Annotated in this window: 22 protein-coding genes; 14 read left to right on the forward strand and 8 right to left on the reverse strand. The window is 41.2% G+C overall.

Features of this window, described 5'->3' with window-relative positions:
• Positions 1 to 21: 21 nt before the first annotated feature.
• Both CDH51_RS03460 and CDH51_RS03465 read left to right on the forward strand, forming a co-directional pair.
• Complete coding sequence (locus tag CDH51_RS03460) at positions 22 to 1161, forward strand: lycopene cyclase family protein (protein ID WP_100627258.1); 1140 nt, start codon at positions 22 to 24, stop codon at positions 1159 to 1161.
• Positions 1148 to 2032 (forward strand): Brp/Blh family beta-carotene 15,15'-dioxygenase, encoded by an 885-nt coding sequence (locus CDH51_RS03465; protein ID WP_100627259.1) that lies wholly within the window; start codon positions 1148 to 1150, stop codon positions 2030 to 2032. Before CDH51_RS03460 ends, CDH51_RS03465 begins: the two co-directional genes overlap by 14 nt.
• On the opposite strand, the gene CDH51_RS03470 is transcribed toward CDH51_RS03465, so the two are convergent.
• The 3 genes from CDH51_RS03470 to CDH51_RS03480 all read right to left on the reverse strand — a co-directional run bounded on the left by CDH51_RS03470 (position 2013) and on the right by CDH51_RS03480 (position 4264).
• On the reverse strand, positions 2013 to 2387 hold the full coding sequence (locus tag CDH51_RS03470; protein WP_100627260.1) for a CoA-binding protein: 375 nt from the start codon (positions 2385 to 2387) through the stop codon (positions 2013 to 2015). The two genes, CDH51_RS03465 and CDH51_RS03470, sit on opposite strands and share 20 nt — an antisense overlap.
• Entirely contained in the window at positions 2380 to 3345 is a 966-nt protein-coding gene (locus CDH51_RS03475) for a GNAT family N-acetyltransferase (RefSeq protein WP_100627261.1), read from the reverse strand. Before CDH51_RS03475 ends, CDH51_RS03470 begins: the two co-directional genes overlap by 8 nt.
• 76 nt (positions 3346 to 3421) lie before the next feature.
• Entirely contained in the window at positions 3422 to 4264 is an 843-nt protein-coding gene (locus CDH51_RS03480; RefSeq protein WP_100627262.1) for a 1-acyl-sn-glycerol-3-phosphate acyltransferase, read from the reverse strand.
• Between the two features lie 152 nt (positions 4265 to 4416).
• On the opposite strand from CDH51_RS03480, the gene CDH51_RS03485 reads away from it, so the two are divergent.
• From CDH51_RS03485 to CDH51_RS03520, 7 genes are all read left to right on the forward strand, one after another.
• Entirely contained in the window at positions 4417 to 5244 is an 828-nt protein-coding gene (locus tag CDH51_RS03485; RefSeq protein ID WP_100627263.1) for an SDR family NAD(P)-dependent oxidoreductase, read from the forward strand.
• Between the two features lie 34 nt (positions 5245 to 5278).
• Positions 5279 to 6175, forward strand: coding sequence for a class I SAM-dependent methyltransferase (locus CDH51_RS03490; protein ID WP_100627264.1), 897 nt, complete (start codon positions 5279 to 5281; stop codon positions 6173 to 6175).
• A 9-nt stretch (positions 6176 to 6184) separates the two neighbouring features.
• Positions 6185 to 7369: an aspartate aminotransferase family protein gene (locus tag CDH51_RS03495; RefSeq protein WP_100627265.1), complete on the forward strand. Its 1185-nt coding sequence runs from the start codon at positions 6185 to 6187 to the stop codon at positions 7367 to 7369.
• Positions 7370 to 7430: 61 nt separating this feature from the next.
• Positions 7431 to 9806: a penicillin acylase family protein gene (locus tag CDH51_RS03500; protein ID WP_100627266.1), complete on the forward strand. Its 2376-nt coding sequence runs from the start codon at positions 7431 to 7433 to the stop codon at positions 9804 to 9806.
• Between the two features lie 201 nt (positions 9807 to 10007).
• Positions 10008 to 10292 (forward strand): class I tRNA ligase family protein, encoded by a 285-nt coding sequence (locus tag CDH51_RS03505; RefSeq protein WP_100627267.1) that lies wholly within the window; start codon positions 10008 to 10010, stop codon positions 10290 to 10292.
• A 396-nt stretch (positions 10293 to 10688) separates the two neighbouring features.
• Complete coding sequence (gene msrB / locus CDH51_RS03515; RefSeq protein WP_024282099.1) at positions 10689 to 11105, forward strand: peptide-methionine (R)-S-oxide reductase MsrB; 417 nt, start codon at positions 10689 to 10691, stop codon at positions 11103 to 11105.
• 53 nt (positions 11106 to 11158) lie between these two features.
• Positions 11159 to 11404 (forward strand): hypothetical protein, encoded by a 246-nt coding sequence (locus CDH51_RS03520; protein ID WP_100627269.1) that lies wholly within the window; start codon positions 11159 to 11161, stop codon positions 11402 to 11404.
• A gap of 11 nt (positions 11405 to 11415) precedes the next feature.
• On the opposite strand, the gene CDH51_RS03525 is transcribed toward CDH51_RS03520, so the two are convergent.
• Positions 11416 to 11982, reverse strand: a complete 567-nt coding sequence (locus CDH51_RS03525) for a Pycsar system effector family protein (RefSeq protein WP_100627803.1) — start codon at positions 11980 to 11982, stop codon at positions 11416 to 11418.
• Positions 11983 to 12279: 297 nt separating this feature from the next.
• Here CDH51_RS03525 and CDH51_RS03530 point away from each other — a divergent pair, with 297 nt between their 5' ends.
• From CDH51_RS03530 to CDH51_RS03540, 3 genes are all read left to right on the forward strand, one after another.
• Entirely contained in the window at positions 12280 to 13167 is an 888-nt protein-coding gene (locus CDH51_RS03530; protein ID WP_100627270.1) for a dienelactone hydrolase family protein, read from the forward strand.
• A gap of 59 nt (positions 13168 to 13226) precedes the next feature.
• Complete coding sequence (locus tag CDH51_RS03535; RefSeq protein WP_100627271.1) at positions 13227 to 13991, forward strand: NYN domain-containing protein; 765 nt, start codon at positions 13227 to 13229, stop codon at positions 13989 to 13991.
• Between the two features lie 132 nt (positions 13992 to 14123).
• On the forward strand, positions 14124 to 15659 hold the full coding sequence (locus tag CDH51_RS03540; RefSeq protein WP_100627272.1) for a thiol-activated cytolysin family protein: 1536 nt from the start codon (positions 14124 to 14126) through the stop codon (positions 15657 to 15659).
• Between the two features lie 24 nt (positions 15660 to 15683).
• On the opposite strand, the gene CDH51_RS03545 is transcribed toward CDH51_RS03540, so the two are convergent.
• From CDH51_RS03545 to CDH51_RS03560, 4 genes are all read right to left on the reverse strand, one after another.
• Positions 15684 to 18284, reverse strand: a complete 2601-nt coding sequence (locus tag CDH51_RS03545) for a serine/threonine-protein kinase (protein WP_100627273.1) — start codon at positions 18282 to 18284, stop codon at positions 15684 to 15686.
• A gap of 98 nt (positions 18285 to 18382) precedes the next feature.
• Positions 18383 to 18925, reverse strand: coding sequence for an ECF-type sigma factor (locus CDH51_RS03550; RefSeq protein ID WP_100627274.1), 543 nt, complete (start codon positions 18923 to 18925; stop codon positions 18383 to 18385).
• A 190-nt stretch (positions 18926 to 19115) separates the two neighbouring features.
• Positions 19116 to 20822: a lysine--tRNA ligase gene (gene lysS, locus CDH51_RS03555; RefSeq protein WP_100627275.1), complete on the reverse strand. Its 1707-nt coding sequence runs from the start codon at positions 20820 to 20822 to the stop codon at positions 19116 to 19118.
• A 66-nt stretch (positions 20823 to 20888) separates the two neighbouring features.
• On the reverse strand, positions 20889 to 22064 hold the full coding sequence (locus tag CDH51_RS03560; protein WP_100627276.1) for a proline dehydrogenase family protein: 1176 nt from the start codon (positions 22062 to 22064) through the stop codon (positions 20889 to 20891).
• A 155-nt stretch (positions 22065 to 22219) separates the two neighbouring features.
• Between CDH51_RS03560 and CDH51_RS03565 the strand changes: the two genes are divergently transcribed.
• Both CDH51_RS03565 and CDH51_RS03570 read left to right on the forward strand, forming a co-directional pair.
• A complete protein-coding gene (locus CDH51_RS03565) occupies positions 22220 to 23287 on the forward strand; it encodes a bifunctional 3-deoxy-7-phosphoheptulonate synthase/chorismate mutase type II (protein WP_232724733.1) in 1068 nt (355 codons plus the stop codon).
• 385 nt (positions 23288 to 23672) lie between these two features.
• A complete protein-coding gene (locus CDH51_RS03570; protein WP_100627278.1) occupies positions 23673 to 24773 on the forward strand; it encodes a chorismate mutase in 1101 nt (366 codons plus the stop codon).
• The last annotated feature ends 20 nt before the right edge of the window (positions 24774 to 24793 follow it).

The raw sequence follows: 24793 nt of genomic DNA on the forward strand, positions 1-24793 counted from the left end.
GGAGAGGCTAATTTATGCACTATGGTTCACTACGACTACATATTTGCCGGAGGAGGTTGCGCAGCATACAGCATGCTCTTTTACCTTTCGAAAAGTAAATTGAAGTCAAAGCGAATTTTGGTCATCGATCCCATGGGCGATAACTTCCCAAACAAAACATGGTGCTATTGGGCAAAAAGCCCACTTGAAATCCAGCCTGAATCCGAAACCAAATTTTGGAACAAGCTAAACCTCTCCAAAAATGGAAGCAAATTGACACTTCCACTAGGTGAATTAAATTATTACCACATTGAGGCTGGCAATTTTTTCAAAGAGCTGAAAGCTTATTTCTCTAGTATCCCTTCTATCACTTTCCTAGAAGAAAAAATCACAAATATCTCCCCTACTTCTCAAAATTTTGAGATCGAAACAGATTCAGGAGAATCATTCACTTGTGATTATTTACTAGACTCAAGGTTGGAAGAAGGTGACTTCCAAAATCAAAAAATCCTTAAGCAGCAATTTGTCGGTTGGAAAATAAAAACGGAACAACCTTTCTTCGATGATTCTGCTGTCACCCTGATGGATATTTTACCACAGGATCAAAAAAACTTCTCGTTCGGATACATTTTACCCTACGACTCCAAGCATGCCTTGGTAGAATATACAGCCTATTCGGAGGAAGCTATTCCTAAAGAAAACCTTAAGGCTTCTCTTGATTCATATTTAGAAAAGCACCTTCAAAACGTGGATTATTCGGTATACTTTGAAGAGACCGGAGCGATCCCCATGAGCACACAGTATAAAACTGTTCAGACTCATGAAAGATGGATTCCCATCGGGACACGAGCAGGCTGGTCAAGACCTTCCACTGGTTATACTTTTCAATTTATCCAGGAACATTGCCAAAAGCTCGTCAATGAGCTGGAATTAGACTTAGCACTTTCTAAAAAATCAATTCCCAGCAGGCATTTTTTCTACGACAACATCCTGCTAAACATTGCAAAAAAATGGCCCGAGCAACTGGAAAACGTCTTCTTTGACTTATTTACTGTCAATTCCACAGAAAATGTCCTTCGCTTCCTTCAAGCCAAAACCTCATTTTGGGAGGAAATCAACCTCCTACGAAAAGTACGATTTGCCCCTTACCTAAAAAGCCTCTGGTACTATGAAAAGCACTGAGTCTTTGTTCAAAATATTGGGATTGGTGGTTTGTTTGGGCTTTTCACTGATCCCAGAATTACCACAATATATCGAGTTTGGATTTGCAGGCTTGGTTTTATTATTCGTTGGAATCCCACATGGAGCCATTGATCACTTAACCTCCCAACCAACGATTGATTTTAAGGGTTTGATTGTTTTTCTAGTTCGTTATTTGTCACTAATTGGTGCTTATCTAGTCGTTTGGTACTTTCTACCACAAGTAGCACTCGTGATTTTTCTTGCCTTCTCGGCTTACCATTTCGGTCAAACACATTTTCTGAAAATTGAAAATTCGGATGTTCGAAGTAAAATGTTATTCATCACTCGAGGATCTTTTTTCCTTTCGGTAATCTTATTTGGGGATTTTCAAATGACAACTTTCATTTTGGACCCCATCGTCGATGTGTCCTTTCTGGAAACTTATTCATTTGTGGTAATGGGAGTTTCCCTGAGTTTGACAATAGGTATCGAATATTGGACTTTCCGAAAAATTAAATTCGAAAGCTTAGTAGACCTTGTCATTTTGGCTCCGCTTCTTTACATGGCTCCACTATTTATCAGTTTCGTAGTCTACTTTGGGTTTTGGCATGCCTTACCAAGTATGAGACTAGAATACGAATTCTTAAACCGCTTTCCCCAATACAATAGTCTACTCAAATTCGCCAAACAATTAATTCCCTTCACCCTTTTAAGCCTAGTTGGAATTTCCGGTTTATTGCTCTTTGGAATGCGATTCTTGGATCAAAGTGAGCTTTTGCTCCTGTTTTTTATTTTGATCTCCTTAATCTCTTTTCCCCATGTATTTTACATGGATCACTTCATCAAAAAATTCAAAACTGCCCGGTACTAAGCATCACGAGATTACAGGCAAATAAAACTTCAATCCCTTCATTTTTTGCCTTTTGGGCGAAATCCCTATTCTCTGTTCCTGGATTAAAAATGATACGCTGCGGTTTCAATGATATCAAATAATCTATCCATTCGCCCTGATTTTGAGGACCAATGTATAATGTGATAGTATGGATCTCGTTTAAAGATGGTTTTTTACGAAGGTCTAGAATTTCCTTTCCAAATACCTGACCCGATTTGATTCCAATGGGGATAAACTCAATTCCTTTTTCATAAAAAAGCTGGGCTGCCGAATAAGCATATCGAGAGGGATTGGTCGTGGCGCCAACGATTAATGTAATTTTCTTTTCAGACATCTCTTGATCCAAATTCTCGATCCCGCTCGAATGTATCCATGTGTCTATGCTTTTTGGACTCGTAGATATCATCCAAAGTAATCAAAATACCGGTCTCCTCGACTTCCCCAAACTCATCATTCAACGCCGTACCAAATGTCATCATGGTGGGAGAAAGATTCATATAGGTATTGATCAAAGGGGGAATATTTTCTCCATAAGACCGGACTCGTGAATTCAACAACTTGTAGCCTTCCTTGTAACCCAATCCATTGAATGGATCAGGATCTGTACCAATATGAGTATCGCAGGTAAGTGTCTTTTCCTTCTTTGGGTTGACCAGGTTGTTTTTATCCGGAAAATAATGATTCAGAAAAACAAGCAACAAATCTCTCGCCTCCCTGTGGTAATGGGGATACATGGTCACCTTACCAAATAGATATTTGACATCAGGATGCAGTAGCACGACCCCTCCTAGCCCATCCCAAAGATTATCCAAACTGAATATCCCTTTGCGATTATCGATGCTGGGTTGGTATTTAGGCTGCACAAACGACCTTCCTAATTCAATGGTGTAGGGCAGGTAATTTTTCACAAATTCATCTGAAAAGTCAAAAAGGTGGAATGTCGACAGATTGATATTCCCACCTTCGGAAACGGCGTTTTTGCAATGAATCAGCCGATAACCTGCGACGATTTCCTCATCTTCAGGGTTCCAGGTAATCAGTTGCTCGTAGCAATTAGGACAAATATCATTTTCATCCAAGTCTAGACTCTTTCCTGTCCCTCCTCCTGCTGTTCGAAAAGTAAGTTCACGCAATCGTCCTATTTCTCGCACCACATTGGGCGAATTATGATGATTGACTAGATAGACTAGATTATTTCCATTGTTGGTATATCGTAAAAACCGATCAGGGCTAAGCTCTGACTTCAAAATATCCTTATCTACTGCAGGAATAATCGCTTCTTCCTTACTCATTTTTTGCTCCAGTTTCACCTGTTTGTAAATTCATTTTCAAACCGTCGTCTACTAATTTGAAGCAAGCTGTTAATATCTAGCTTTTTTGCTTCGCGTGGTGATTTTTACCTTCTCCGATTTGGTACACCCTTTTCTTTAAATCTCCTGCCCAATAAATATCTGAATGTTCATCCGACAACTCCGTGAAAGAAACCACATCACCCAAATGGATCGTCACTTTCTGACCTCGCTGTTTATACATTTCATCAGGCAAATAAAACATTTCTAAATTAGCTTTTATCCCCAGTTTTTTTCGCCAACTCGCGAGATTATAAAAGAATTTAGAATTTTTACCTTCAATAAAACAAAGAATAATGTTTTTCTTATTCTTTTTCGCCTTGTTGACAAAACTCTTTCTCCAAGTCAAATCCCTCACTCCTTCATCTGACTTTCTGGAGACTAAGCCTGCCGGAAAAATCAAAACCACGCCATCTCCCGAATAGGCTTCATCGATTTTCTTCATGGTATCTGCCGAATTCCGCCCGTGCTTATTTACAGGAATAAATAAAGGGTCAAAATTATCAAAAGTCATGAGTAGGTCATTGACCAAAAACCTAAAATCCTTCCGATGTCTCCCGATGGCATGCATCAGTGCTATCCCGTCCATCCCACCAAGGGGATGGTTGGCAGCTATGATAATCCCTCCTGATTTGGGAATCTTCTCAGCACCCTTCAGCTCCACATCCAGCTCAAACTCTTTGACCAGTGCATCTACAAAATCTAGCCCTTTGAGATGTCCGATACGGGCCATGACTGAATTCATCCAAGATTCATGCGTGACATTTTTGATATAAGAAAGTAAAAAGCCCGGCATCCACTTGAGGAGTTTTGGATTTTTGGAATGAATAGCCTTCTCGATATCGATGAATTTTTTCGACATGAATTTTAGAATTAGCGGGATTTAAGAGTTGGTCAGTTGGAAAAATACAATTTCTCATTTAAAAAATAAGCATAGCCAAAACAATATTAGCCTAAGCTTCATTCATCTAATTGAGTACCAAATGAGTATTTTTTATCAAATTGAAAACTAATATGATCACAGTACTAACAGGAAGCACTTCAGGCATAGGATTCGAAACGCTAAAAGGTCTACTTGACCATTCTGAAGTGTTTATCCTGCCGGTGCGCAATTTAGAGAAGGCTGAATCCAAACTCGCCAAATTTCCAAATCGTGAAAAATTCAAACTTTATGAATTTGACCTTGCGGACCTCGAATCGGTGAAGGCAGCAAGCCAAAAAATCAACAAGGACTTTCCAAAGATCGATTTGATGATCAATAATGCAGGTGGGATGTTTCCTGGAGGAAAGAAAAATAACAAGGGTCTGGACATGACTTTTACTGTCAATCATTTGGGTCATTTCTTGCTAACTCATCAGCTTCTCCCCTCCCTTATCAAAGGAAAAGCAAAAGTCATTCAGGTGAGCTCTGAAGCACACCGCTTGGGGAAATTCAGATCCAATGATATTGGACTTTCAAGTGTAAGCAGTACCATCACAGCTTATGGAGAAGCCAAACTATACAATATTTTGATGGCAAAAGAGCTGGCCAAGCGATATGGAAAAGAAGGAATTACGGCTTTTAGTCTCCATCCCGGCGCGGTAAAAACAGCCTTTGGGTCAGAGACGGATCCTATTACAAAAGCAATTATTCGGGCCACACAGTTGTTTTTTATCTCAGCACAGAAAGGGGCCGAAAACTCCCTTTTCCTGGCAAAAACTGATTCTACAAAATTAAAAAATGGAGGCTATTACGTGAGGAAGAAACTGAAGAGTCCGAATTCTGCAGGTCTTAGCGCTAGCAATGCCGAAGAGCTCTGGGAATTCAGTGAAAAGACCCTCGAAAAGTTGGGACTGATCTAAAACCCTTACTTTTGTCCTCAGATTTTGACAAAACATGGAAGAACGAATACTTTCCCTTAGCCCAGGAGCTTGGAATGATTACGAATTGATAGATACCGGTGGGTTCGAAAAACTGGAACGCTTTGGAGATTTTATCTTAAGCCGGCCAGAGCCTCAGGCCATTTGGGACAAAAGCTTGCCTGATTCTGAATGGAAAAAGCAGGCCCATGCTCATTTTGCCAAAGAGAAAAACAATCCTGAAAAAGGAAGTTGGCAGCAACTGAAAAAAATGCCTCACAACTGGCAGATTAATTATAAAAATCAGCAAGGCTTAGACTTGAAATTAAATCTGGCTCAGACTTCTTTCAAGCACATTGGGCTATTTCCAGAGCAGGCAGTCAATTGGGATTACTTGTATGAGAGTATTCAGTCATTTCCTGGAGAAAAACCAAAGGTGTTGAACCTATTTGCCTACACCGGTGCTGCATCAGTAGCAGCAAAGGCAGCAGGAGCTGATGTCACGCACTTGGATTCTGTCAAACAAGTTGTGACTTGGTCCCGACACAATATGGAGGCATCTGGCCTTGATGGAATTCGTTGGATTGTGGATGATGCATTGAAATTTATCAAAAGAGAAGCAAGAAGAGGAAATATCTATCAAGGAATTATTCTTGACCCACCTGCCTATGGCCGTGGACCCGATGGAGAAAAATGGATTTTGGAGGAGCAGATCAATGAGATGCTGAAAATCTGCTCGGAAATATTGGATCCTGTGAACAACTTCTTGCTTCTGAACATGTATTCACTGAGCTTCTCCTCCCTGATTGCTGTAAATCTGGTTCAATCAAATTTCAAAAACATTAAAAATGCCGAACACGGAGAGCTCTTTCTCAAGGACTCCTTTGGCAAAAGACTTCCGCTTGGCGTTTTCTACCGCTTTAGAAGTTTCTAATTATCATCTATGAATCACCGCCAACTATTTCTTAGTCATCTAGCCCAAACCACGGATTTTCCGCTTTTGATAGAAGTAGAAAAAGCTGAAGGGATCTACCTATACGGTCCTGAGGACAGGAAATATATTGATTTGATCTCAGGAATTGGTGTCAGCAATGTAGGCCATCGCCATCCCAAGGTTCTTCAAGCTATTCAGGGACAATTGGACAAGTACCTCCACCTTATGGTGTATGGGGAGTATGTCCAAAGTCCGCAGACACTTCTAGCAAAGGCCCTCTGTGATACCCTTCCAGATCACTTGAACAATGTGTATTTGGTCAACAGTGGTTCGGAGGCGATTGAAGGGGCGATGAAATTAGCCAAGAGATATACGGGACGCTCAGAACTGATCTCCTGTGTGAATGCTTATCACGGAAGCTCTCACGGTGCATTGAGTATTGGCGGCAATGAGATTTTCAAAAGAGCTTATCGTCCCCTACTTCCTGGTATCAGCAATATCGTGTATGGTGCTTATTCTCATCTCGATCGGATTACTGAAAAAACAGCAGCCGTTTTTGTAGAAACGATTCAGGGAGAAGCGGGAATCAGAGTGGCATGCAAAGAATACTTTCAGGCGCTTAGAAAACGATGTGATGAAACGGGAACTTTGTTGGTTTTGGATGAAATTCAGGCAGGGTTCGGTAGAACAGGTAAGTTTTGGGCTTTTGAACATTTCGAAATAGTACCCGATATGGTAGTCTGCGCAAAGGGAATGGGAGGAGGAATGCCAATTGGGGCCTTCATAGCCAATCAGAAAATTATGGCCGCCTTCAAAAACAACCCACTTCTCGGTCACATCACCACTTTTGGAGGACATCCTGTCAGTGCAGCAGCTTCTCTAGCAACTATTCAGATTTTGCAGGAAGAAAAGCTCATAGATCAAGTAGAAGAAAAAGCGAATCTATTTAAAAAGCTTTTGGTACATCCAAAGATCAAAGGTATTCGGAATAAAGGCCTGATGATGGCTGTGGAATTTGAATCCTTCGAGGTATTGAAGCCTATCATTGACCGAGCGATAGAACTCGGTGTAATCACGGACTGGTTTCTCTTCTGTGATGATTCCATGCGAATTGCTCCGCCCTTGGTCATAACTGAAGAAGAAATTCGGAATGCCTGTAAAATTATTCTTCAAGCGGTGGAAGAATTGAGTTGATCATAGCCGAAAAACTGATCATTTTTTTCTTAATTAGAACCCTCTAAAAACTTTGATTACTATGAGAAAGGTCGGTGCCTTTTTGGGAGGCTTAGTGTTAATTCTTGCCTTGGGGCTTCTGGTTTTTATCTTCTTCCACTCGCCTCAATATAAGGGGGAAATTGAAATCAATGGACTGTCAGAGGAAACCACCGCTTATTTTGATGAGTATGGTGTACCGCATATTTATGCCTCGAACGCATCGGATGCCTATCGGGCTTTAGGATACCTGCATGCACAGGATAGACTTTTCCAATTAGAAATGATGCGAAGAGTAGGCACTGGAACTTTGGCTGAGTTTCTCGGTCCCGATGTGGTCGAAATTGATCAATTTTTCAGAACACTCGGTATTCCAGAACATGCCCAAACATCCACAGAATTCTGGAATTCCCAAGCAGATTCTCCATGGAAAAATGCCACTGAAGCCTACATAGCCGGAGTTAATGAATTTATTCAAAATGGCACTTTACCGATAGAATTCTTACTACTTGGAGAAAAACCGAGAGAATTCACCCTCAATGATATTCATGGAATCGTTGGCTATATGTCCTTTACATTTGGAATGGCTCTAAAAACCGATCCACTTATCACCAAAATGAGTCGTGAATTGGGACAGGAGTATCTGGAAGCTCTCTCGATAGAGACTTTACCCGAGCATCATTTCATCCCAAACTTTTATCCCGACAGCATCTCTAATGGAAGTTTAAGCAGCCTACTGGAAAAGTTACCTGTCCCTTTATTGGAAGGATCTAACGGATGGGTAGTTTCCGGGAGCAAAACCAAGAGCGGAAAAGTCATTTTTGCCAATGATACTCACATTGGATTTTCATCTCCCTCCGTTTGGTATGAAGCGCATTTAGAGTATCCCGGATTCAGTTTTTATGGAAACCATTTAGCCGGAGTTCCTTTTGGATTGGTAGGTCATAGCAGGCATCACAGCGTAGGACTGACGATGTTTGAAAATGATGATCAAGACTTTTTTGAAATCAAATTGAATCCGACTAATTCGAATGAATATCAATTTGGCGATGAAGCTCTACCCTTCAGCGTGCGAAAAGATGTAATTTCTGTTAAAGGTCAGGACCCGGTAGAAATTGAAATAAAAGAGACCATTCATGGACCTATCGTAAATTCTGTAGTACCTGAAATTGCCTCTTTGACCGATAATCCTGTAAGCAGCTGGTGGGTATACACGATGGAACCAACCCGTGCTTTGGAAGCCATCTACAAAATCAACCACGCACAGGACTTGGAGGATATGACAGCCGCTGCATCTCTGATACATGCTCCGGGGCTAAATATCATGTATGGCGATAGTCTTGGGAATATTGCCTGGTGGGCAGCGGGGAAGTTACCTATCCGGTCTGAAAAGGTCCATTCAAAAATTTTTGCTGATGGTTCTGATCCTGAAAGCATACCGCAAGGATGGTATCCATTCAGTTTGAACCCAATGAGTATCAACCCTCCATCGGGTTTTGTGGCCTCTGCAAATAATCAGCCCGACACACTTCAAAACGGCATACTTTTTCCAGGATATTATTTCCCGGGAGAACGCTGGAAGCGAATTGCAGATGCAATCAATTCCAAGGATGAATGGACTATCCAAGAAATGAAAGCGATTCAACTTGAGGTAGTGAATACCGATCATGCCCAGATTGCCAAAATCATGTTAAGTCAAATTCCCGATTTTGATTTTGAAGGGAAAGAACGGGTCAAAAGCTTGTTGGAAAACTGGGATGGAAATCATGAACTCAGCTCCTCTATTCCTACCATTTATTACAAATGGCTTTATCATGTTTTGAGATTGGCTATGGAAGATGAGCTTGGAAAGGAAGCTTTCGAAAGTTATTTAGGGTCCTTTGTCATGATCCGTTCAAATTTGCCTTTCATTCGAAACTTTGACCATCCTTGGTGGGATAAGGTAAACACTCCCGAAAAAGAAAATGCATCTCAAATTTTTTCAGAGAGCCTTAAAATCACCCTGCAAGAGCTAGAAGCCCAGTTTGGGGACAACATAAATTCCTGGGATTGGGAAAAAGCAGTGATATTGGAGCATCCACATCCTTTAGGTAGCCAAAAACCACTGGACAAGATTTTCAATGTAAAAACTGACCCAGTTCCTGCAAATGACGAATCAGTAAATAAGTTGGCATTTAAACTCAATGGAGAAGGTATTTACAAAGTGACATCGGGACCGGCTATGCGGATTTTGCTAGACTTCATGGATGTAGATCGCTCGCTTTCGGTATTGCCTACAGGTCAAAGTGGGAATAGATTCAGCAAACACTACCGGGATCAGGCTTCCCTCTATACAAAAGGAAAATACCGCTATCAATTAATGGACAAAAATGAAATAGTTGAAAGTGCTAAAGATGCTCTGATTTTGACACCGAGATAACCTTCCCTTGCTTATCCTGTTTGTGAATTGAGAAGAAGAGCATAGAATAGGTAAGATAATTGGGGGGCATACAATGATTGGTTTATATTTTGTGGTCATTCGATATGATGAGCCCCTTCTCCATTGATAATCGAAGGAAAAAATCGTATTGCCAGTAAAACCATTCTTGAGGCAATCGACACAGTATAAAACAAAATTCGAATGGGACAGAAAAAATGCCCATACTGCGGAAATTGGTCTGAGTGGAATCAAAATATTGATGACACCTGTGATCACTGTGGCAAAAACCTAAGTCCCGTAGAAGTAAAAAGAGATAAAGTCAGAAAGGACGAAAAGAAAAAGAATGAGGAAGAGTGGATGTTTTACATCAAAGAATCTGATACATCCTTGGTCAAGTTTTTCAAAAAAGTAGGAAATGGATTCTATACGGTTTTTATGGCTATCATGACATTTATTCTTTGGCTTATTGCGGCTTTACCCGGATAATGCGCATCTTCAAAAACCCGATTTTTATCACATGCTGCCTGATTTTTTGGATCAATCAAGCAGTGGAATACTGGTCATTTGAGAGCTTCCTCTTTCTATACTCATATCTAGATGACCTATTAGCGATGCCTGTGATCTTGGGATTAACTTTGCAGATTTTCCAATGGATTCATCCAAAGAAAGACAATTTTCGATTTACCAAGACTCAAGTGATCGTCGGATTTTTATACGTCTCAGTTGCATTTGAGTGGTTTTTACCAGCTTATTCGGATACTTACACTAGAGATTTTTGGGATATCTTTTGTTATTTTCTTGGAACAATCGTCTTTTATCTAGGAATTAACCCAAAAAATAAAACGATTTCAAACTAAGCGACCCCTAACTTGTTTTTATCATATGAAGAATCAAAATAAAAAAAACTATCCAGTAAAGCTTTCTGAAGAAGAATTGCGTCAAAAATTGGATTCAGAATCCTATCATATTCTGATCGAAAAAGGGACAGAAAGGCCATTTACAGGAGAATATTATCTCAATCATGACACTGGCATTTATGAATGCAAGGCATGCGGAAATGAGATTTTTCATTCTTCAAAAAAATACGATAGCGGCTGTGGCTGGCCTAGCTTTACGGAACCCGTCAGACCAGAGGCAATTGATGTTCAGATGGATTATTCCCATTTCATGGTTCGCGAGGAAATACTTTGTGGCAATTGTGGTTCGCATTTGGGACATCGATTCCCTGATGGTCCAAAAGATCAAGGAGGTATTCGCTACTGCATCAATTCCAGAAGTATGGATTTTAAAGGAAGTTGATTTTTGAGTGAAATTTTTATTTTTTAATTTTTTTAAAAACGACGCATTGCACTATGCCATCCGAATATTATTTGAAAAATAAAGAGAAGATTCTAGCCCGAGCTAAAAAACGGTACGAAGAGGACGCTGAATTCAGGGAGAAGACAAGAAAACGTTATCGGGAAAAGTATCAGAAAGACTCTGAATACAAGGAATACACCTTAAGCAAAAGCCGAAAAAGGTATTATGAAGATGAAGAATATCGAAAGAATACCATTGAGCGTGCAAAAGCGAGAGCTAAACAAACCAAGAAAAAATAATTTTCCTTTGATCAATAGACCAATTGGATAATAAAAGCCAAAACGCCAATGGTCAATCCCAGCATAAACACCTGATAGGCTCTACTAAGGAGTCTATATTTTTGATTCAAAACGAGACTTTGATAGTACAGTGATGATGACATTTGGTCCATGATCGCATCACGTGAAGCCATCGCATCGTGAATTTTTTGGATATACTCGTCCTTACTGAAATGCGAGACTGACCCGAAAAATATCAAAGACCTATTTTCTATAGTCAAGTTATCGGACTTTCCGACGATTTTTGGTTTGGCTGCCTGGACTGCCAAAATGGTGGAGATCAAACACATCAAGACAAATAAAATAATGGGGGTAAGCATCATGAAATTCTGCATATCGAGTTGATTCGATACGGATCCGTAACCTACTAAGGCCACCATGGATGAAATAACCAGCGCATTGATACTAATGACGATATTGGCCTTGTTATCGGCAATTTTGAGCAACTGTGAATTGGTATTGAAGGTAACTCTGAAAAAAGTCTGCCTTTCACGGCTGGTTTTGTCTTTTAGCTTGATCTTCGGAACCTGTTCTTCCATAAAAGAAATTTTATTGGTCAAATTAATAAAATTCAGACAAGCTAGGTTCATCTTCTCATAAAAGTATTCAAGGAATTCTATTGAATATTTGGGGAAAGGTGATCGTATTTCCAAGATTCTAAAAGAGCCCATGCTTCAGAATAGAATTTATCCGTCGATAGAATTTCCCTTAATTAATTCAAAGATTTAAGCTATTTTCTCAAAAAAATGAAACTGAACCAAGGAATTAATCTTCCTACAGGGTGATGATTTAAAAACTTAAGGAATTTTATTAGCTACAAATAACCACTATATCCAATGAAAAAACTCAACAAAGAAGATATTCCGCAGGAAGTCTACGACCTCTATGACTACTATGCTCATAACCAGCTAGACAGGAGGACATTCATGGAAAAATTATCGGCCTATGCCGTAGGGGGAATCACGCTGACCACACTCATGAGTACCATGATGCCTGATTATATGACTACTGCCACGGTGGAGCCTTCTGATGAGCGAATGCAAAGCTCAGACTATGTTTTTTATAATTCGCCAAAAGGCGGAGGTGAAATTCGAGGTTTACTTTCTAAGCCTGCGGGAAGCGGTAAATTTCCCGGTATCGTAGTAGTTCATGAAAATAGAGGACTCAATCCTTACATTGAAGATGTGGGACGTCGATGTGCAGTAGCAGGTTTTATTTCAATTGCTCCCGATGCGCTTTGGCCTTTGGGTGGATATCCAGGCAATGATGATGAAGGTAGAACCATGCAGCGGGAAAGATCTCGTGATGAAATGCTAGAGGATTTTATTGCGGCATTTGAGTATTTGAAAAACCATCCGGATTGCAATGGCAATGTTGGTGTAGTTGGCTTTTGTTTCGGTGGCTGGATATCGAATATGATGGCAGTGAGGCTTCCTGACCTCAAAGCAGCTGTTCCCTTCTATGGAGGTCAACCTTCTGCGGAAGAAGCAGCTCAAATCAAAGCACCTTTGATGATTCAGTATGCAAGCCTTGATGAACGGGTCAATGCTGGCTGGCCAGCCTATGAAGAAGCGCTAAAGGCGAATGGGGTAGATTATGTGATGCATATGTATGATGGCGTCAACCATGGATTTCACAACAATACCACTCCTCGCTATGATGAAAAAGCTGCAAATCTAGCTTGGGAGCGTACAATTGCCTTTTTCAAAGAAAATCTTAAATAAACTCTAAGAATGAAAGGGGCGATTCAGCCCCTTCTTTATTAAATCAGTAACTTAATCTTATGCAAGAAAAAAAATTCAATTTGGCTGTCTTGATTGATGGAGATAATGCTTCTGCCAAGCTAGTCAAGGAAATCTTGGATGAAGTTTCAAAATACGGCAAAGCGACCATTCGACGAATTTACGGAGATTGGACCACTCCGCACATGAACGGATGGAAGGAGGTAATCAATCAATACTCCTTCAATCCAATTCAAAAGTTTGCCTATACCACTGGCAAAAACTCCACCGACAGCTCATTGATTATTGATGCCATGGATATTCTTCATGGCAATTCAGTGGACGGATTCTGTATTGTATCCTCTGACTCAGATTATACTGGCTTGGCGAAGCGGATTCGGGAGGAAGGAATGTTTGTGATGGGAATAGGTCGACGGATCACTCCATTGGCTTTTGTTCAGTCCTGTGAGATTTTCACATTTGCTGAAAACCTGGGTGAAGAAGATGAAGCTGAGGAAATCAAGGATGATAAGAAAACCGATAGAGCTAATGTCGTCAAATCATCCACTCCTAAAAAATCAAAACGACCCTACCCCAAACTGGATTTACATTTGATTGACCGTGCCTTTGATATTTCGGCCAGCGATGAAGAGGAGGAAATTCACATTGCTAAAATCGGAGCATCCCTTCGTAAAATAGACCCCAGTTTTGACCCAAGAACCTTTGGTTTTCGAAACCTGACTGAGCTTTTCAAGAGCCTGAATAAGTACACCGTGGTCAGAAATGAGGTCAATGGTTTGAATTATCCACTCGTAAAGTTGAAATAATTTAAAAGAAAATAGTGGGTTTCTAGCCTCATAGAGCACTTTTTCAAAAAAAGTCAATTTTTCTTCGAAATCCCGTTACCACTTTCCTACGCTTTTGTCGCCTATAGATATACAACCAAAAATCTATACGCCATGAAAGCATTATTTCAAAACAAATTGAAGGTGATTTTGGCCTTCGCACTTACCTTAAGTTTTACAGCCTGTGATATAGGAGGCGGTGAAGATCCTATCCTTATATCTCCTGACGCAGAATCAATTACCGACTATTTGAGGAATATGTCCGCTGATAATAATAGTCTCTTAAACGTTCAAAATATCTCTGGTGGCTCGCAGCGCACAGAAATCAGCAACCGGGTCAACTCCTCGGCTATTCCCGGAGGAACTCTCGAGTGCAGAACGGTCAAGTATGATCTCAAGAACAACTTCGAGGACATCGCCATTCTTAGGCCAACAAACGGGATCATCTACCCAGGTGCCTTAGTTATCGCAGATGAAGCCACGCTAGGCGGTTTGCCTACACCTGCTGCGGTTGACCGCGCTCCCATGACTTTAAGAATTGACCTACCGGGAATGGGGGAAAATGGTTCTCTGAATGTCGAAAATCCATCAAACTCAGGGGTACAAACAAAAATCGACGAGGCACTTGAATGGTGGAATGCTAATGCCTATCAAGAAGGATATGTCAATGCAGCCAATTCCAGCTACATAGCCAGAACATCCTACAGTAGCCGACAGGTAAGTATGGATATAGGGCTGAATGTGGAATGGGCTCGCGGAGATGTAGAGACCCAGTTCAACTTTCAGTCCACCAACACCGAACGAGTAGCCATGATGTCCTTCAAGCAAGTTTTCTATTCCGTGACCATGGATCCTCCTACCAGTCCTGGACAAGTATTCGGGCCGGATGCTAGCATCACCGAAATCGAACAAAAATTTGGGCCGGATTCTCCCCCAGCCTATGTGCAGGCGGTCAATTACGGTCGGATCATCATGTTTCGAATGACCACAACCACCAGTGCTACCTCTGCTGAATTGGAGGGCGCGTTAAATTATGCTACAGGGTTGACCCAAGTGTCTGGCACAATAGAAGCCAAATACAAAGCCATCCTCAATACCTCCAACATCACCGTAGTCACTATTGGAGGTAATGCTTCTGTGGCTTCCGAAGCCGTGAGTGCCAAAAATTTCGCGGATTTGGAATACATCATCAAGGGTGAAAACGCGGTCTATTCAAGAAACAACCCAGGTGTACCCATCTCCTACAAACTTCACTATCTGAAAGACAATACCACGGCAAAATTGGGATATACAACCGAATATGATGTCCAAACCTGTGAGGAGAAGAAACATCCAGCCAGAGAAATCTCACTAAATAACCGAAGCGGTATCTGCGGAATAGATGTCCGGTTTACTGTTACCTATAAAATTATGGTAAATGGAGTGCCCTCCAACAAGGCTATCAGCAGTGGTGAAATTGTACAAAACAGAAAAGTGGTGAAAGAAGTACCTGCAGGAGCATATGATATCCGATTGACTGTCGAGGTACAAGATGGGTTCGCCTGGAAATTCCTAGGAGACCGGATTTACAATAAGCCAACACAGGTATGTCTGGAAACGACCGCAAGGAACTTTTGTACCCAGATCGTACTCAATCAGGTCAACTGTTAAAATAAAGATAGGGAATTGGTCCGCCTAATTCCCTTGTTCTATTGAGGAAGCATAGAAAGAAGCTTTTTCCGGATTCCCGGAAATATCAAAAGCTTCTGCCAATGAAGAGTTCAACTGATTGATCAAATTTTGATTCTCATCCGGATTCTGATTGGCAGTCTCCAGAGCTTTTTCCAGATATTCTATGGCGGTAGAAAAATCTCCCATCGCTAGCAAGCACCCACCAAGAGCTTGTTGGCTTTGGGCGATTTGAATATCACCTTGAGGAAGAAGTTTTTCTCTGATTTCAAGACTTTCGGCGTAGTACAATCTGGCATCCTGAAAGCGCCCCTCATCCATTGCGATTTTTCCTAATCTCTGCCTTGGGCTAGCCTTCCGGGGGTCTTTATCAGATAGCAATTCGTCAAATATCTCCAAGCTGGTTTCATAAACTTCACGGGCATTTTTCAAATCTCCAGCTGCATAATACGCATTTCCCAAACTCCCATGTAGTGCCCCATAGTAGTAGTGAGATCTGCCAAAAATGGAGTCAATAACCACGATTGTCGATTGATAGACAGGAATAGCTTCTTCAGGATTTCCAAGACCTATATAAGTCCTGGCCAGATTACCCATACTGGCTACCGTTTCTACATGATACATTCCTAGAATGGCCTCTCTTTGTTCCAAAGATTTTTTGACATAATCCAGCGCCTGTTCATAATCGTCCATGTCCTGATAAAAACTCCCAAAATAGTTATAGGCATAGGCTATTTCCAGGTGAGGCTCGTCAAAAAGCTGCCTTTTCATCTCCAGGGATTCAGTCAGGTATTTTTTGGCTGAATCAAATCTGTCTAGTTTTCGGGCTGTAGCACCTTTCATATGGAGCAAAGTGGCCAATTCGACATTAGGAGTTGGGTCTGCTAATCTAGATAAGCGTAAACCTGCTGTCAAGGCGGAATCCGCCCGTGAATAATCGGTAATATCATAGCAGACAGTTCCGAGTTCCAGTAAGGCACTTGCCAATAACTCACCCTCATTTATTCCTGCATCAGTAAGCCGTTGGATAGCTTTTTCTGAAAAAAGAACAGCCGAATCCAGTTTGCCAAACATAAAATGAGAGCTTGATTTCAACACCTCATTCCTTGCCAAGATTTCCACTGAGGTCCCTTCTTGGCTCAAATTGATTTGATAGGCCTCATCGATCGAATTCTTAGCCTTGTCGTATTGGCCCAAGCTCAAATATACTGGCCCCAAGCGGAGAAGCATATCAGCAAATAGGGCTGGATCGTCTCCAAGATTTTTTTCCAGATTTTTCAATCCCTCATCCAAAAGCTGAACTGCCGTAATAGTATCAGCACCTCCGATATTGGGGTCTGCTGACGAAAAAACATCCGTGATCAAATTAGTGATCTGATTAGCCCGTTTGGCCTCTGCTAAAGCGATATTTCGCTGCTCTCTTAATTGAAAAGTATAAAATAGCCCAAGAGCCACTAATAATAACGCCGCAGAATTGACCACCGCTAGAATAGTGCGATTTCTTCGAATGTATTTTTTGGCACGATAGGTCCAATCCTCCGGGTGTGCAAGAATGGGATAGGTTTGCTCAAAATTTTCCAAATCCCTGACAAGCTCATCGACAGAAGCATAGCGATCATCCGGATACTTTTCCATCGCCTTAATGCAAATCAATGACAGATCATCTGCAAAGGCAACCGATCCAAATTCCAGTAAAAGTCTAAAACTTGCTCTATTTCCTTCAAGCACTGCTTCTTTTAATGCAGTAGGGTCTTCGAAATATTTTTTGAATGGATGATAGCCACATAGCAACTCAAATAAAACAACTCCCAAAGAATAAATATCCGAAACGGTATTTGGGTGATCTCTTTCAATCTGCTCTGGAGATGCATAGGCTAAGGTAAAACTCCCCTCCTGCTCATTTCCTTCTTCCAGCATTTGAGATACGCCAAAGTCAAGCAGCTTGACTTGTCCATCCTGATTGACAATAATATTTTGGGGCTTAATATCGAGATGAGCGATCATAGATTGATGGGCATACTGCACTGCTTGACATACCTGCCCGAAAAGTTTCAATCGCTCAATGAGCCCATGGTTATGAATCCTACAGTAATCCAAAAGATTATTTCCCGAGACCCACTCCATGGTGAAAAAAGGTCTTTCATCTTCAGTGAAACCTCCATCATATAGTCTGGCAATATTGGGATGATTCAGCTTAGCTAGAATTTGTCTCTCCCGATCGAAAAAACTACGATAGGCAGGATTGATCATCAATGGCTTCATCAATTTGATTGCCACCACCTGATCAAACTGACCATCCACCCGAATACCTTTGAATACGGTCCCCATAGCTCCCTGACCAACCAGTTCCTTGAGTTGAAAAGGACCAATTGATTCATTAATGAGCTCGTGATCGTTTTCCAATATAGAAAACACACTACCTGTACCTGCCTTGAAAATAGGATGGGATTCTAAATCAGCTTCAAGCAAATCGGTAAGCTGATCATAAAGAGCAGGATTCTTTTCAGCAATTTCTTGGAGTCGAGCTTTTCTATCAGTTTCGGACAGCTCAGTTAATTCATGAAAAAGTCCTGAAACCTCTTCCCACTTTCCATCTCCTCTCTTCATGCTATTTACTTTTTAAAAAATTCATTTGACAAATAGGTACAGGTTTTAAAAAGGAGTTTTATACAGAATCTAAGTTTATTCTCCTAGTCCAAACCGATTCAGTTTTTCAACTCCTTACTAAGCCAAGCTTTTGCAAGGCGCCAATCTCTTCTCACTGTATCAATCGATACTCCCATCATCTCAGCAATTTCTTCGTGTTTGTAGCCACCGAAAAAATGGAACTCTACTACCCGGCAATGCCGATTATTCAAAGCTTTAAGTCTATTCAGAGCGTCATTTAGTTGCAAAACTTCCTCTGGAGAGGTCATGACAGCCTGATTAGCAGAGCCGTATGTAAGCTGTATCTGATCTCCACCCCGCTTCTGTCGCTTTTTTTGCCTGGCATAATCTACCAAAAACCTCCTCATCACGATGGCGGCTATCGCCAGAAAATGGTTTTTATCGGCGTAACCTTTCTGATTACCGTCCATTTTGAGATAAGCTTCATGAACCAAGGCTGCTGTATCCAAGGTGCTAGACTGATACTCAGACCGGAGTTTTTGCCTTGCCATCTTCGATAATTCATCATAACATCTCAGGAACTGGGAACGAATGGCCGAAAAATTTCCAGGTCCCATTCCTGTCATCATCACTTCACGCATATTCAAAAGTTTTTTTGCTTAGGAAAAATAATACTCAAGCATGTAAAAGCCTAAAAATCAATAAATTATTTTAATAAAATTATACTATTCTTGGATCTGCTTAATTATTCAAAAAGTATTGCTGAAAAAAATAAAGGTGAAAGACATTTGATCATCTTTCACCTTATTAATTGTTTGAAATAAATAGGGTTTAATCCACTACTTCGATAGTAAGGGTTTCACCTTCTTTGGTCACCTTGACGACACCTTTTTTGGTGAGCCCTTTCATAGAGACGTCCCACTTTTTATTGCTAAGACCGGCCTCTTCTTTGATATCCAAAAGGTTTGCCGGGCTACTTTTACTGATCAATTCGAATACAATTTTCTCCTCCTCGGACAACGCAACTGCTTTCTTTTCAGGTCTCATTTGAGGGAAGAAAAGCACTTCCTGAATCGTGAAATTATTCGTGAGTAGCATGGTCAAACGGTCAATTCCTATTCCCAGACCAGAGGTAGGAGGCATCCCATACTCCAAAGCTCTCAAGAAATCCTCATCCATGGCCATCGCCTCATCATCTCCACGAGCTGCCAGCTTCAGCTGATCTTCAAAACGCTCCCGCTGATCGATCGGATCATTCAGCTCTGTGTAGGCATTAGCTATTTCTTTTCCATTGACAAAAAGCTCAAAACGCTCCACTAAACCTTCCTCGGTACGGTGCTTCTTGGCCAATGGCGTCATTTCGATCGGGTAATCAGTGATGTAAGTAGGCTGAATCAAATGAGCTTCGACTTTTGCTCCAAAAATCTCATCGATCAATTTTCCTTTACCCATCGAATCATCCACCTCGATAGCCAATTTTTTACAAACTTCACGAAGTTCCTGCTCATCCATCTGACTCACATCTATACCTGCATATTCCTTGATAGAATCATACATAGTCAAGCGTCGATAAGGTCCTGCAAAATCAATAATATGCTCTCCTACCTTGACTTTCGTATCCTCGTGAATGGTCTCCGTGACTTTTTCGATCAGCTCTTCTACCATCTCCATCATCCAGATATAATCCTTGTAAGCCACATAGATTTCCATCGAAGTGAATTCAGGATTATGAGTTCGGTCCATCCCTTCATTTCGGAACATTTTCCCAAATTCATAGACCCCATCAAAACCTCCTACGATCAATCGCTTCAAGTACAATTCATTAGCGATGCGCAAAAACAGAGGCATGTCCAAGGTATTGTGATGAGTCTGGAAAGGACGTGCTGCCGCCCCACCGTGAACTGCCTGAAGAATAGGCGTCTCCACCTCTAACCAACCATGATCATCGAAGTACCGACGCATGGTAGAAATGATCTTGGAGCGTGTGACAAAAGTCTTCTTTACCTCAGGGTTGACGGTAAGATCCACATAGCGCTGTCTGTAGCGAAGTTCAGGGTCAGTAAATCCATCATAGATATTCCCCTCTTCGTCTCTTTTCACTACTGGAAGTGGCTTAACTGCCTTAGAAAGCACCTTAAGCTCAGTTACATGCAGAGAAATCTCCCCTGTCTGCGTGGTAAAAATATATCCTTTGACTCCGATGAAATCTCCGATTCCCAGGAGCTTTTTAAAGACTGAATTGTAAAGCGTCTTATCATCCTCCGGGCAAATATCATCCCGTCTTACATAGATCTGTAGACGACCAGTCGAATCTTGAATCTCAGCAAAAGATGCCGAACCCATAATTCGTCTTGACATCAAGCGTCCAGCGATGGAAATATTCTTATAGTCGTTTTTTCGATTCTCGTAATTTTGATGGATGTCTTCTGCGGTCACATTGATTGGAAAAGCCTCCGCTGGATAGGGATTCAATCCCAGTTTCATTAGCTCTTCCCGGTCTCTACGACGCTCTATTTCCTGTTCGCTCAATACTTGCATTTTATCAATCTATAGTTCTGATTACTACTCACTATTTACTTTTTTGGGCTTTCTACTTTTACGCTATCAATCGCCCTTCCTACGCTTCATTTCCCGCTTCACCAATTCAAACTCCCTACTGCTCTGTCCTGCAATGGAAGTATTCTCAGCAGCGCGGCGGGTGAGGTAAGGCATGACTTTCTCCACAGGTCCATAGGGAACATATTTCACTACATTATATCCTGCCTTGGCCAGATTGAATGAAATATTATCACTCATCCCGTACAATTGAGAAAAAAACACTCTCCTATCCTGAGGATCTAAACCAAACTCCTCCATAAGCTCGGTTAGCTCCAGGTTACTTTTCTCATTATGAGAGGCACAGACTAAATAAATTCCGTTTTCCACACAGAATCTAATTGCTGCATCATAATCTCGATCAGTAGCAGCTTTGTTTGGCTGAATTGGATCAGGGTAGCCCATTTCTTCGGCTCGCTCCCGCTCTTTTTCCATGTAGGCACCTCTTACAGGTTTTGCTCCGAATAGGTAGCCTTTCTCCTGAGCTACTTGATGCGCCTTCATCAGCCTTGCCAAGGAATCATGTCGATACATTTGATAGGTATTGTATACCACACAGCGCTCCTTGTTATATTTTTCCATTGCTTCATAAGCCAAATCATCAATAACATCCTGAAACCAAGACTCCTCAGCATCCACCATGACCCGAATACCGAGGTCATGAGCAGCTTTGCAAAGACGGTCCACTCTTTCTTTTACTCGATCGAATGCCTTTTCTTCAGCTTGAGTTAGTTTCTGACCGGCCTGGATTTTTTCCATGATGTGAAAATCCCCCAAACCTGTCGTTTTGAAAACCCCAAACGGCATGTAATCCGTCTCTGCTGATTTTAGCATGGTTTGGTAAATTTCCTCCGTCGTCTTTTCAAAACTTTCCTCATCTCCTTTCCCTTCCACCGATAGATCCAAAATTGCCTGAACTCCATAATCAGCTAGTTTTTGACAAGCCAATATGGTTTCGTCGATGGTCTCTCCACCGCAGAAATGTCCAAACATAGTCTTTTTCATGATGCCTTTGATCGGCAACTTCAGCTTGAAGGCCAAGTTTGCCAAGCCAACCCCCAAATCTGAAATCAGATTATTATTCAGGGTAGCAAAAATCAAATACATTTTTCGAAGCTCAGCATCAGTCTTGGATGCAAAGGCAACTTCTAGATTCTCAAAAGAAATTTTGGGTTTCACTGCCATACAGCGCAAATTAAGTCGCAAAGATATCAAAAAAACAGCTTTGACTTCCTTTTTGTTAGGAAATATGAGAAGAGTCTTGGCAGCAAAAAATTATAGAAATTGCAGGCGTAATTGAGACCAAAAAAGAGATTTAGGAATTATTAATCCATTTGATTTTGAAAAAACTCTTTAATAAGAAAAACCATAAAAATCCGCTCATTATTTCAGGGCCTTGTAGTATCGAATCACCCAATCAACTTGAGGAGACAGTAAGTCAATTGGTAGACCAGGGCATCGAAATCATCCGTGGGGGTGTATGGAAGCCCAGAACCAGACCAGGAAGTTTCGAAGGGCTCGGATCTATTGCATTGCCTTGGATTCAGGAAGTAAAAAGCAAATATCCTGTCAAATTTGCTATTGAGGTCGCCTCAGCTGAACACGTCGAGGAAGCTTTGAAATACGACATTGATATCTATTGGATAGGTGCAAGATCCACGGTCAACCCATTTACGGTACAGGAGATTGCGGATAGCCTAAAAGGAACAGGAAAGCCAGTGATGATCAAAAATCCCGTCAATGCAGACCTTAGCCTTTGGATGGGCGCCGTAGAAAGATTCCAAAAAGCGGGTATTACCGACCTAGCAGTGATTCATAGAGGTTTCAGCAATTTTAGGGATACCATTCACCGCAATTCGCCTCTATGGCAGATACCGATTGAGTTTCGCACTCATTTTCCAGAGATCATGATGATCAATGACCCGAGCCATATTTCAGGAAAAAGAGAGCTAGTACCATTGATTGCACAGAAAGCCCTAGACTTGAATTTTGATGGCTTGATGATAGAAAGTCATATCGACCCTGATAATGCTTGGTCGGATGCTCAGCAACAACTCACTCCAGCTGATCTAAAAAAGATGCTATCTGAGCTTAAGACTAGAAAGGTGAAGTTTGAAGGTCAAAAGATGAAATCCCAACTAGAGGAAATCCGTCAGCAAATTGATCAAGCCGACCATGATTTGTTGGAAGCTTTGCATAGAAGATTCGAATTGGTAGAGAAGATCGGGGAATACAAAAAGCTCAATAATGTAGCAGTCCTTCAGTTGGATCGATGGAAAGAGATTTTCGAATCTAGACCTGAATGGGGCAAGCCATTGGGATTGAATAAAGATTTGATTCAGGAAATCTTCGGATTATTACATCAGGAGTCAATTCGAAAACAAACTGAGATTTTGGATTCTGAATAAATGGACTAAAGCTCACACTAAAATCTTTCCTGCTTTAGAAAATATTTTTCTCAAAATTTTATTTTAAAAATTTCTGTTTAATATATAATTAATTCTAAAACCTAAATCAAAATCAGCTCTATTTAAAATATTTAAAAAAAACCGGCCTTCTTTTTATCAATTCAGTAAAATTTTACCAAAAAATTATTTTGCATTTAAAAAGTCTATGAATACATTTACGGCATGTTAATAACAGCAACGATCTATTTTACTTTCTTTTACTTTTACTTTCGAATGCAAAATCGAATCGGAGCTGTGTATTGTCCAGTCAAAAACTAACAAAATATAAAAACACAAAAGCCCGATTCGAAAGAGTCGGGCTTTTTTCATTTAAACGCTCAGACGTATGAAACCACACAAACAAATCAAAGATTGGGGACTAGGATTGACCACCCCACTGATCATTGCAGGCCCTTGCTCTGCCGAAAGTCCAGAACAAATCGAAAAAATCTGCCTGGAAATGAAAGCAGAGAATGCAGTACCACAACTTTTCAGGGCTGGTATTTGGAAGCCGCGTACGCGTCCAGGTTCTTTTGAAGGAATCGGAGAAGAAGGCCTGAAGTGGATGGAAATCGTGAGACATCACTTGAATATCCCAATTACCGTTGAGGTAGGAAATGCAGCTCATGCAGAACTTGCTCTTAAGCACGGAGTAGATGTGGTTTGGATTGGTGCCCGGACAACTGTCAATCCTTTTGCTGTTCAGGAAATTGCTGAAGCTCTCAGAGGATCTGATGTACCAGTGATGGTAAAAAACCCTATGAACCCTGATTTGGACCTTTGGATAGGTGCATTGGAAAGAATGCATGCAGTTGGTTTGGACAAACTAGCAGCAATCCACCGGGGATTTTCAGATGCTTATGACAAAAGATTCAGAAATAAGCCAAACTGGTCCATGCCTATTCACTTGAAGCGAGTTTGGACAGGAATGGAAGTCATCAATGACCCTTCTCATATCGTAGGAAAAAGAGACGGAATCTTGGATATTTCTCAGCGAGCTATGAACTTTGGTTTGGATGGACTGATGATAGAGACTCATCACGATCCAGATAATGCCTGGTCTGATGCCAAGCAGCAGGTGACTCCAAAAGCTTTGCGCGAGATACTCAACTCGATTGATTTCAAGGAGCCGCTCGAAAACATGAAGCCGGATGAGCGATTGGAAGATCTTCGCCGTGCAGTTGACCACCTGGATGACCAACTTTTGGATGTGCTTCAGGAGCGTTTTGCAGTGATCGATCAGATCGGAGAGCACAAGAGACAGCATCATTTGACCGTATTCCAATCAGGAAGATGGAAAGATGTGATGGAAAGCCGTACCCAAAAAGGTGTGAAGAAAAATCTCAGTGAGAAATTCATGAAAGAATTGCTTTATTCGATTCATGAAGAATCAGTGAAGCGTCAAGAAAAACAACTTCGAGAAGCCGACGCAGTAAAAAAAGCCTAAAAGGAAATTCTGGAAAAAGG

This window comes from Algoriphagus formosus (genome assembly GCF_002807035.1).
In the GTDB taxonomy this organism is placed as follows: Bacteria; Bacteroidota; Bacteroidia; order Cytophagales; family Cyclobacteriaceae; genus Algoriphagus; species Algoriphagus formosus.

What these genes read in the sequence shown, in the direction of transcription:
- CDH51_RS03460 (WP_100627258.1), top strand. Translation starts at nt 22, where the DNA reads ATGGTTCACTACGACTACATATTTGCCGGAGGAGGTTGCGCAGCATAC.
- CDH51_RS03465 (WP_100627259.1), top strand. Translation starts at nt 1,148, where the DNA reads ATGAAAAGCACTGAGTCTTTGTTCAAAATATTGGGATTGGTGGTTTGT.
- CDH51_RS03470 (WP_100627260.1), bottom strand. Translation starts at nt 2,387, where the DNA reads ATGTCTGAAAAGAAAATTACATTAATCGTTGGCGCCACGACCAATCCC.
- CDH51_RS03475 (WP_100627261.1), bottom strand. Translation starts at nt 3,345, where the DNA reads ATGAGTAAGGAAGAAGCGATTATTCCTGCAGTAGATAAGGATATTTTG.
- CDH51_RS03480 (WP_100627262.1), bottom strand. Translation starts at nt 4,264, where the DNA reads ATGTCGAAAAAATTCATCGATATCGAGAAGGCTATTCATTCCAAAAAT.
- CDH51_RS03485 (WP_100627263.1), top strand. Translation starts at nt 4,417, where the DNA reads ATGATCACAGTACTAACAGGAAGCACTTCAGGCATAGGATTCGAAACG.
- CDH51_RS03490 (WP_100627264.1), top strand. Translation starts at nt 5,279, where the DNA reads ATGGAAGAACGAATACTTTCCCTTAGCCCAGGAGCTTGGAATGATTAC.
- CDH51_RS03495 (WP_100627265.1), top strand. Translation starts at nt 6,185, where the DNA reads ATGAATCACCGCCAACTATTTCTTAGTCATCTAGCCCAAACCACGGAT.
- CDH51_RS03500 (WP_100627266.1), top strand. Translation starts at nt 7,431, where the DNA reads ATGAGAAAGGTCGGTGCCTTTTTGGGAGGCTTAGTGTTAATTCTTGCC.
- CDH51_RS03505 (WP_100627267.1), top strand. Translation starts at nt 10,008, where the DNA reads ATGGGACAGAAAAAATGCCCATACTGCGGAAATTGGTCTGAGTGGAAT.
- msrB (WP_024282099.1), top strand. Translation starts at nt 10,689, where the DNA reads ATGAAGAATCAAAATAAAAAAAACTATCCAGTAAAGCTTTCTGAAGAA.
- CDH51_RS03520 (WP_100627269.1), top strand. Translation starts at nt 11,159, where the DNA reads ATGCCATCCGAATATTATTTGAAAAATAAAGAGAAGATTCTAGCCCGA.
- CDH51_RS03525 (WP_100627803.1), bottom strand. Translation starts at nt 11,982, where the DNA reads ATGGAAGAACAGGTTCCGAAGATCAAGCTAAAAGACAAAACCAGCCGT.
- CDH51_RS03530 (WP_100627270.1), top strand. Translation starts at nt 12,280, where the DNA reads ATGAAAAAACTCAACAAAGAAGATATTCCGCAGGAAGTCTACGACCTC.
- CDH51_RS03535 (WP_100627271.1), top strand. Translation starts at nt 13,227, where the DNA reads ATGCAAGAAAAAAAATTCAATTTGGCTGTCTTGATTGATGGAGATAAT.
- CDH51_RS03540 (WP_100627272.1), top strand. Translation starts at nt 14,124, where the DNA reads ATGAAAGCATTATTTCAAAACAAATTGAAGGTGATTTTGGCCTTCGCA.
- CDH51_RS03545 (WP_100627273.1), bottom strand. Translation starts at nt 18,284, where the DNA reads ATGAAGAGAGGAGATGGAAAGTGGGAAGAGGTTTCAGGACTTTTTCAT.
- CDH51_RS03550 (WP_100627274.1), bottom strand. Translation starts at nt 18,925, where the DNA reads ATGCGTGAAGTGATGATGACAGGAATGGGACCTGGAAATTTTTCGGCC.
- lysS (WP_100627275.1), bottom strand. Translation starts at nt 20,822, where the DNA reads ATGCAAGTATTGAGCGAACAGGAAATAGAGCGTCGTAGAGACCGGGAA.
- CDH51_RS03560 (WP_100627276.1), bottom strand. Translation starts at nt 22,064, where the DNA reads ATGGCAGTGAAACCCAAAATTTCTTTTGAGAATCTAGAAGTTGCCTTT.
- CDH51_RS03570 (WP_100627278.1), top strand. Translation starts at nt 23,673, where the DNA reads ATGAAACCACACAAACAAATCAAAGATTGGGGACTAGGATTGACCACC.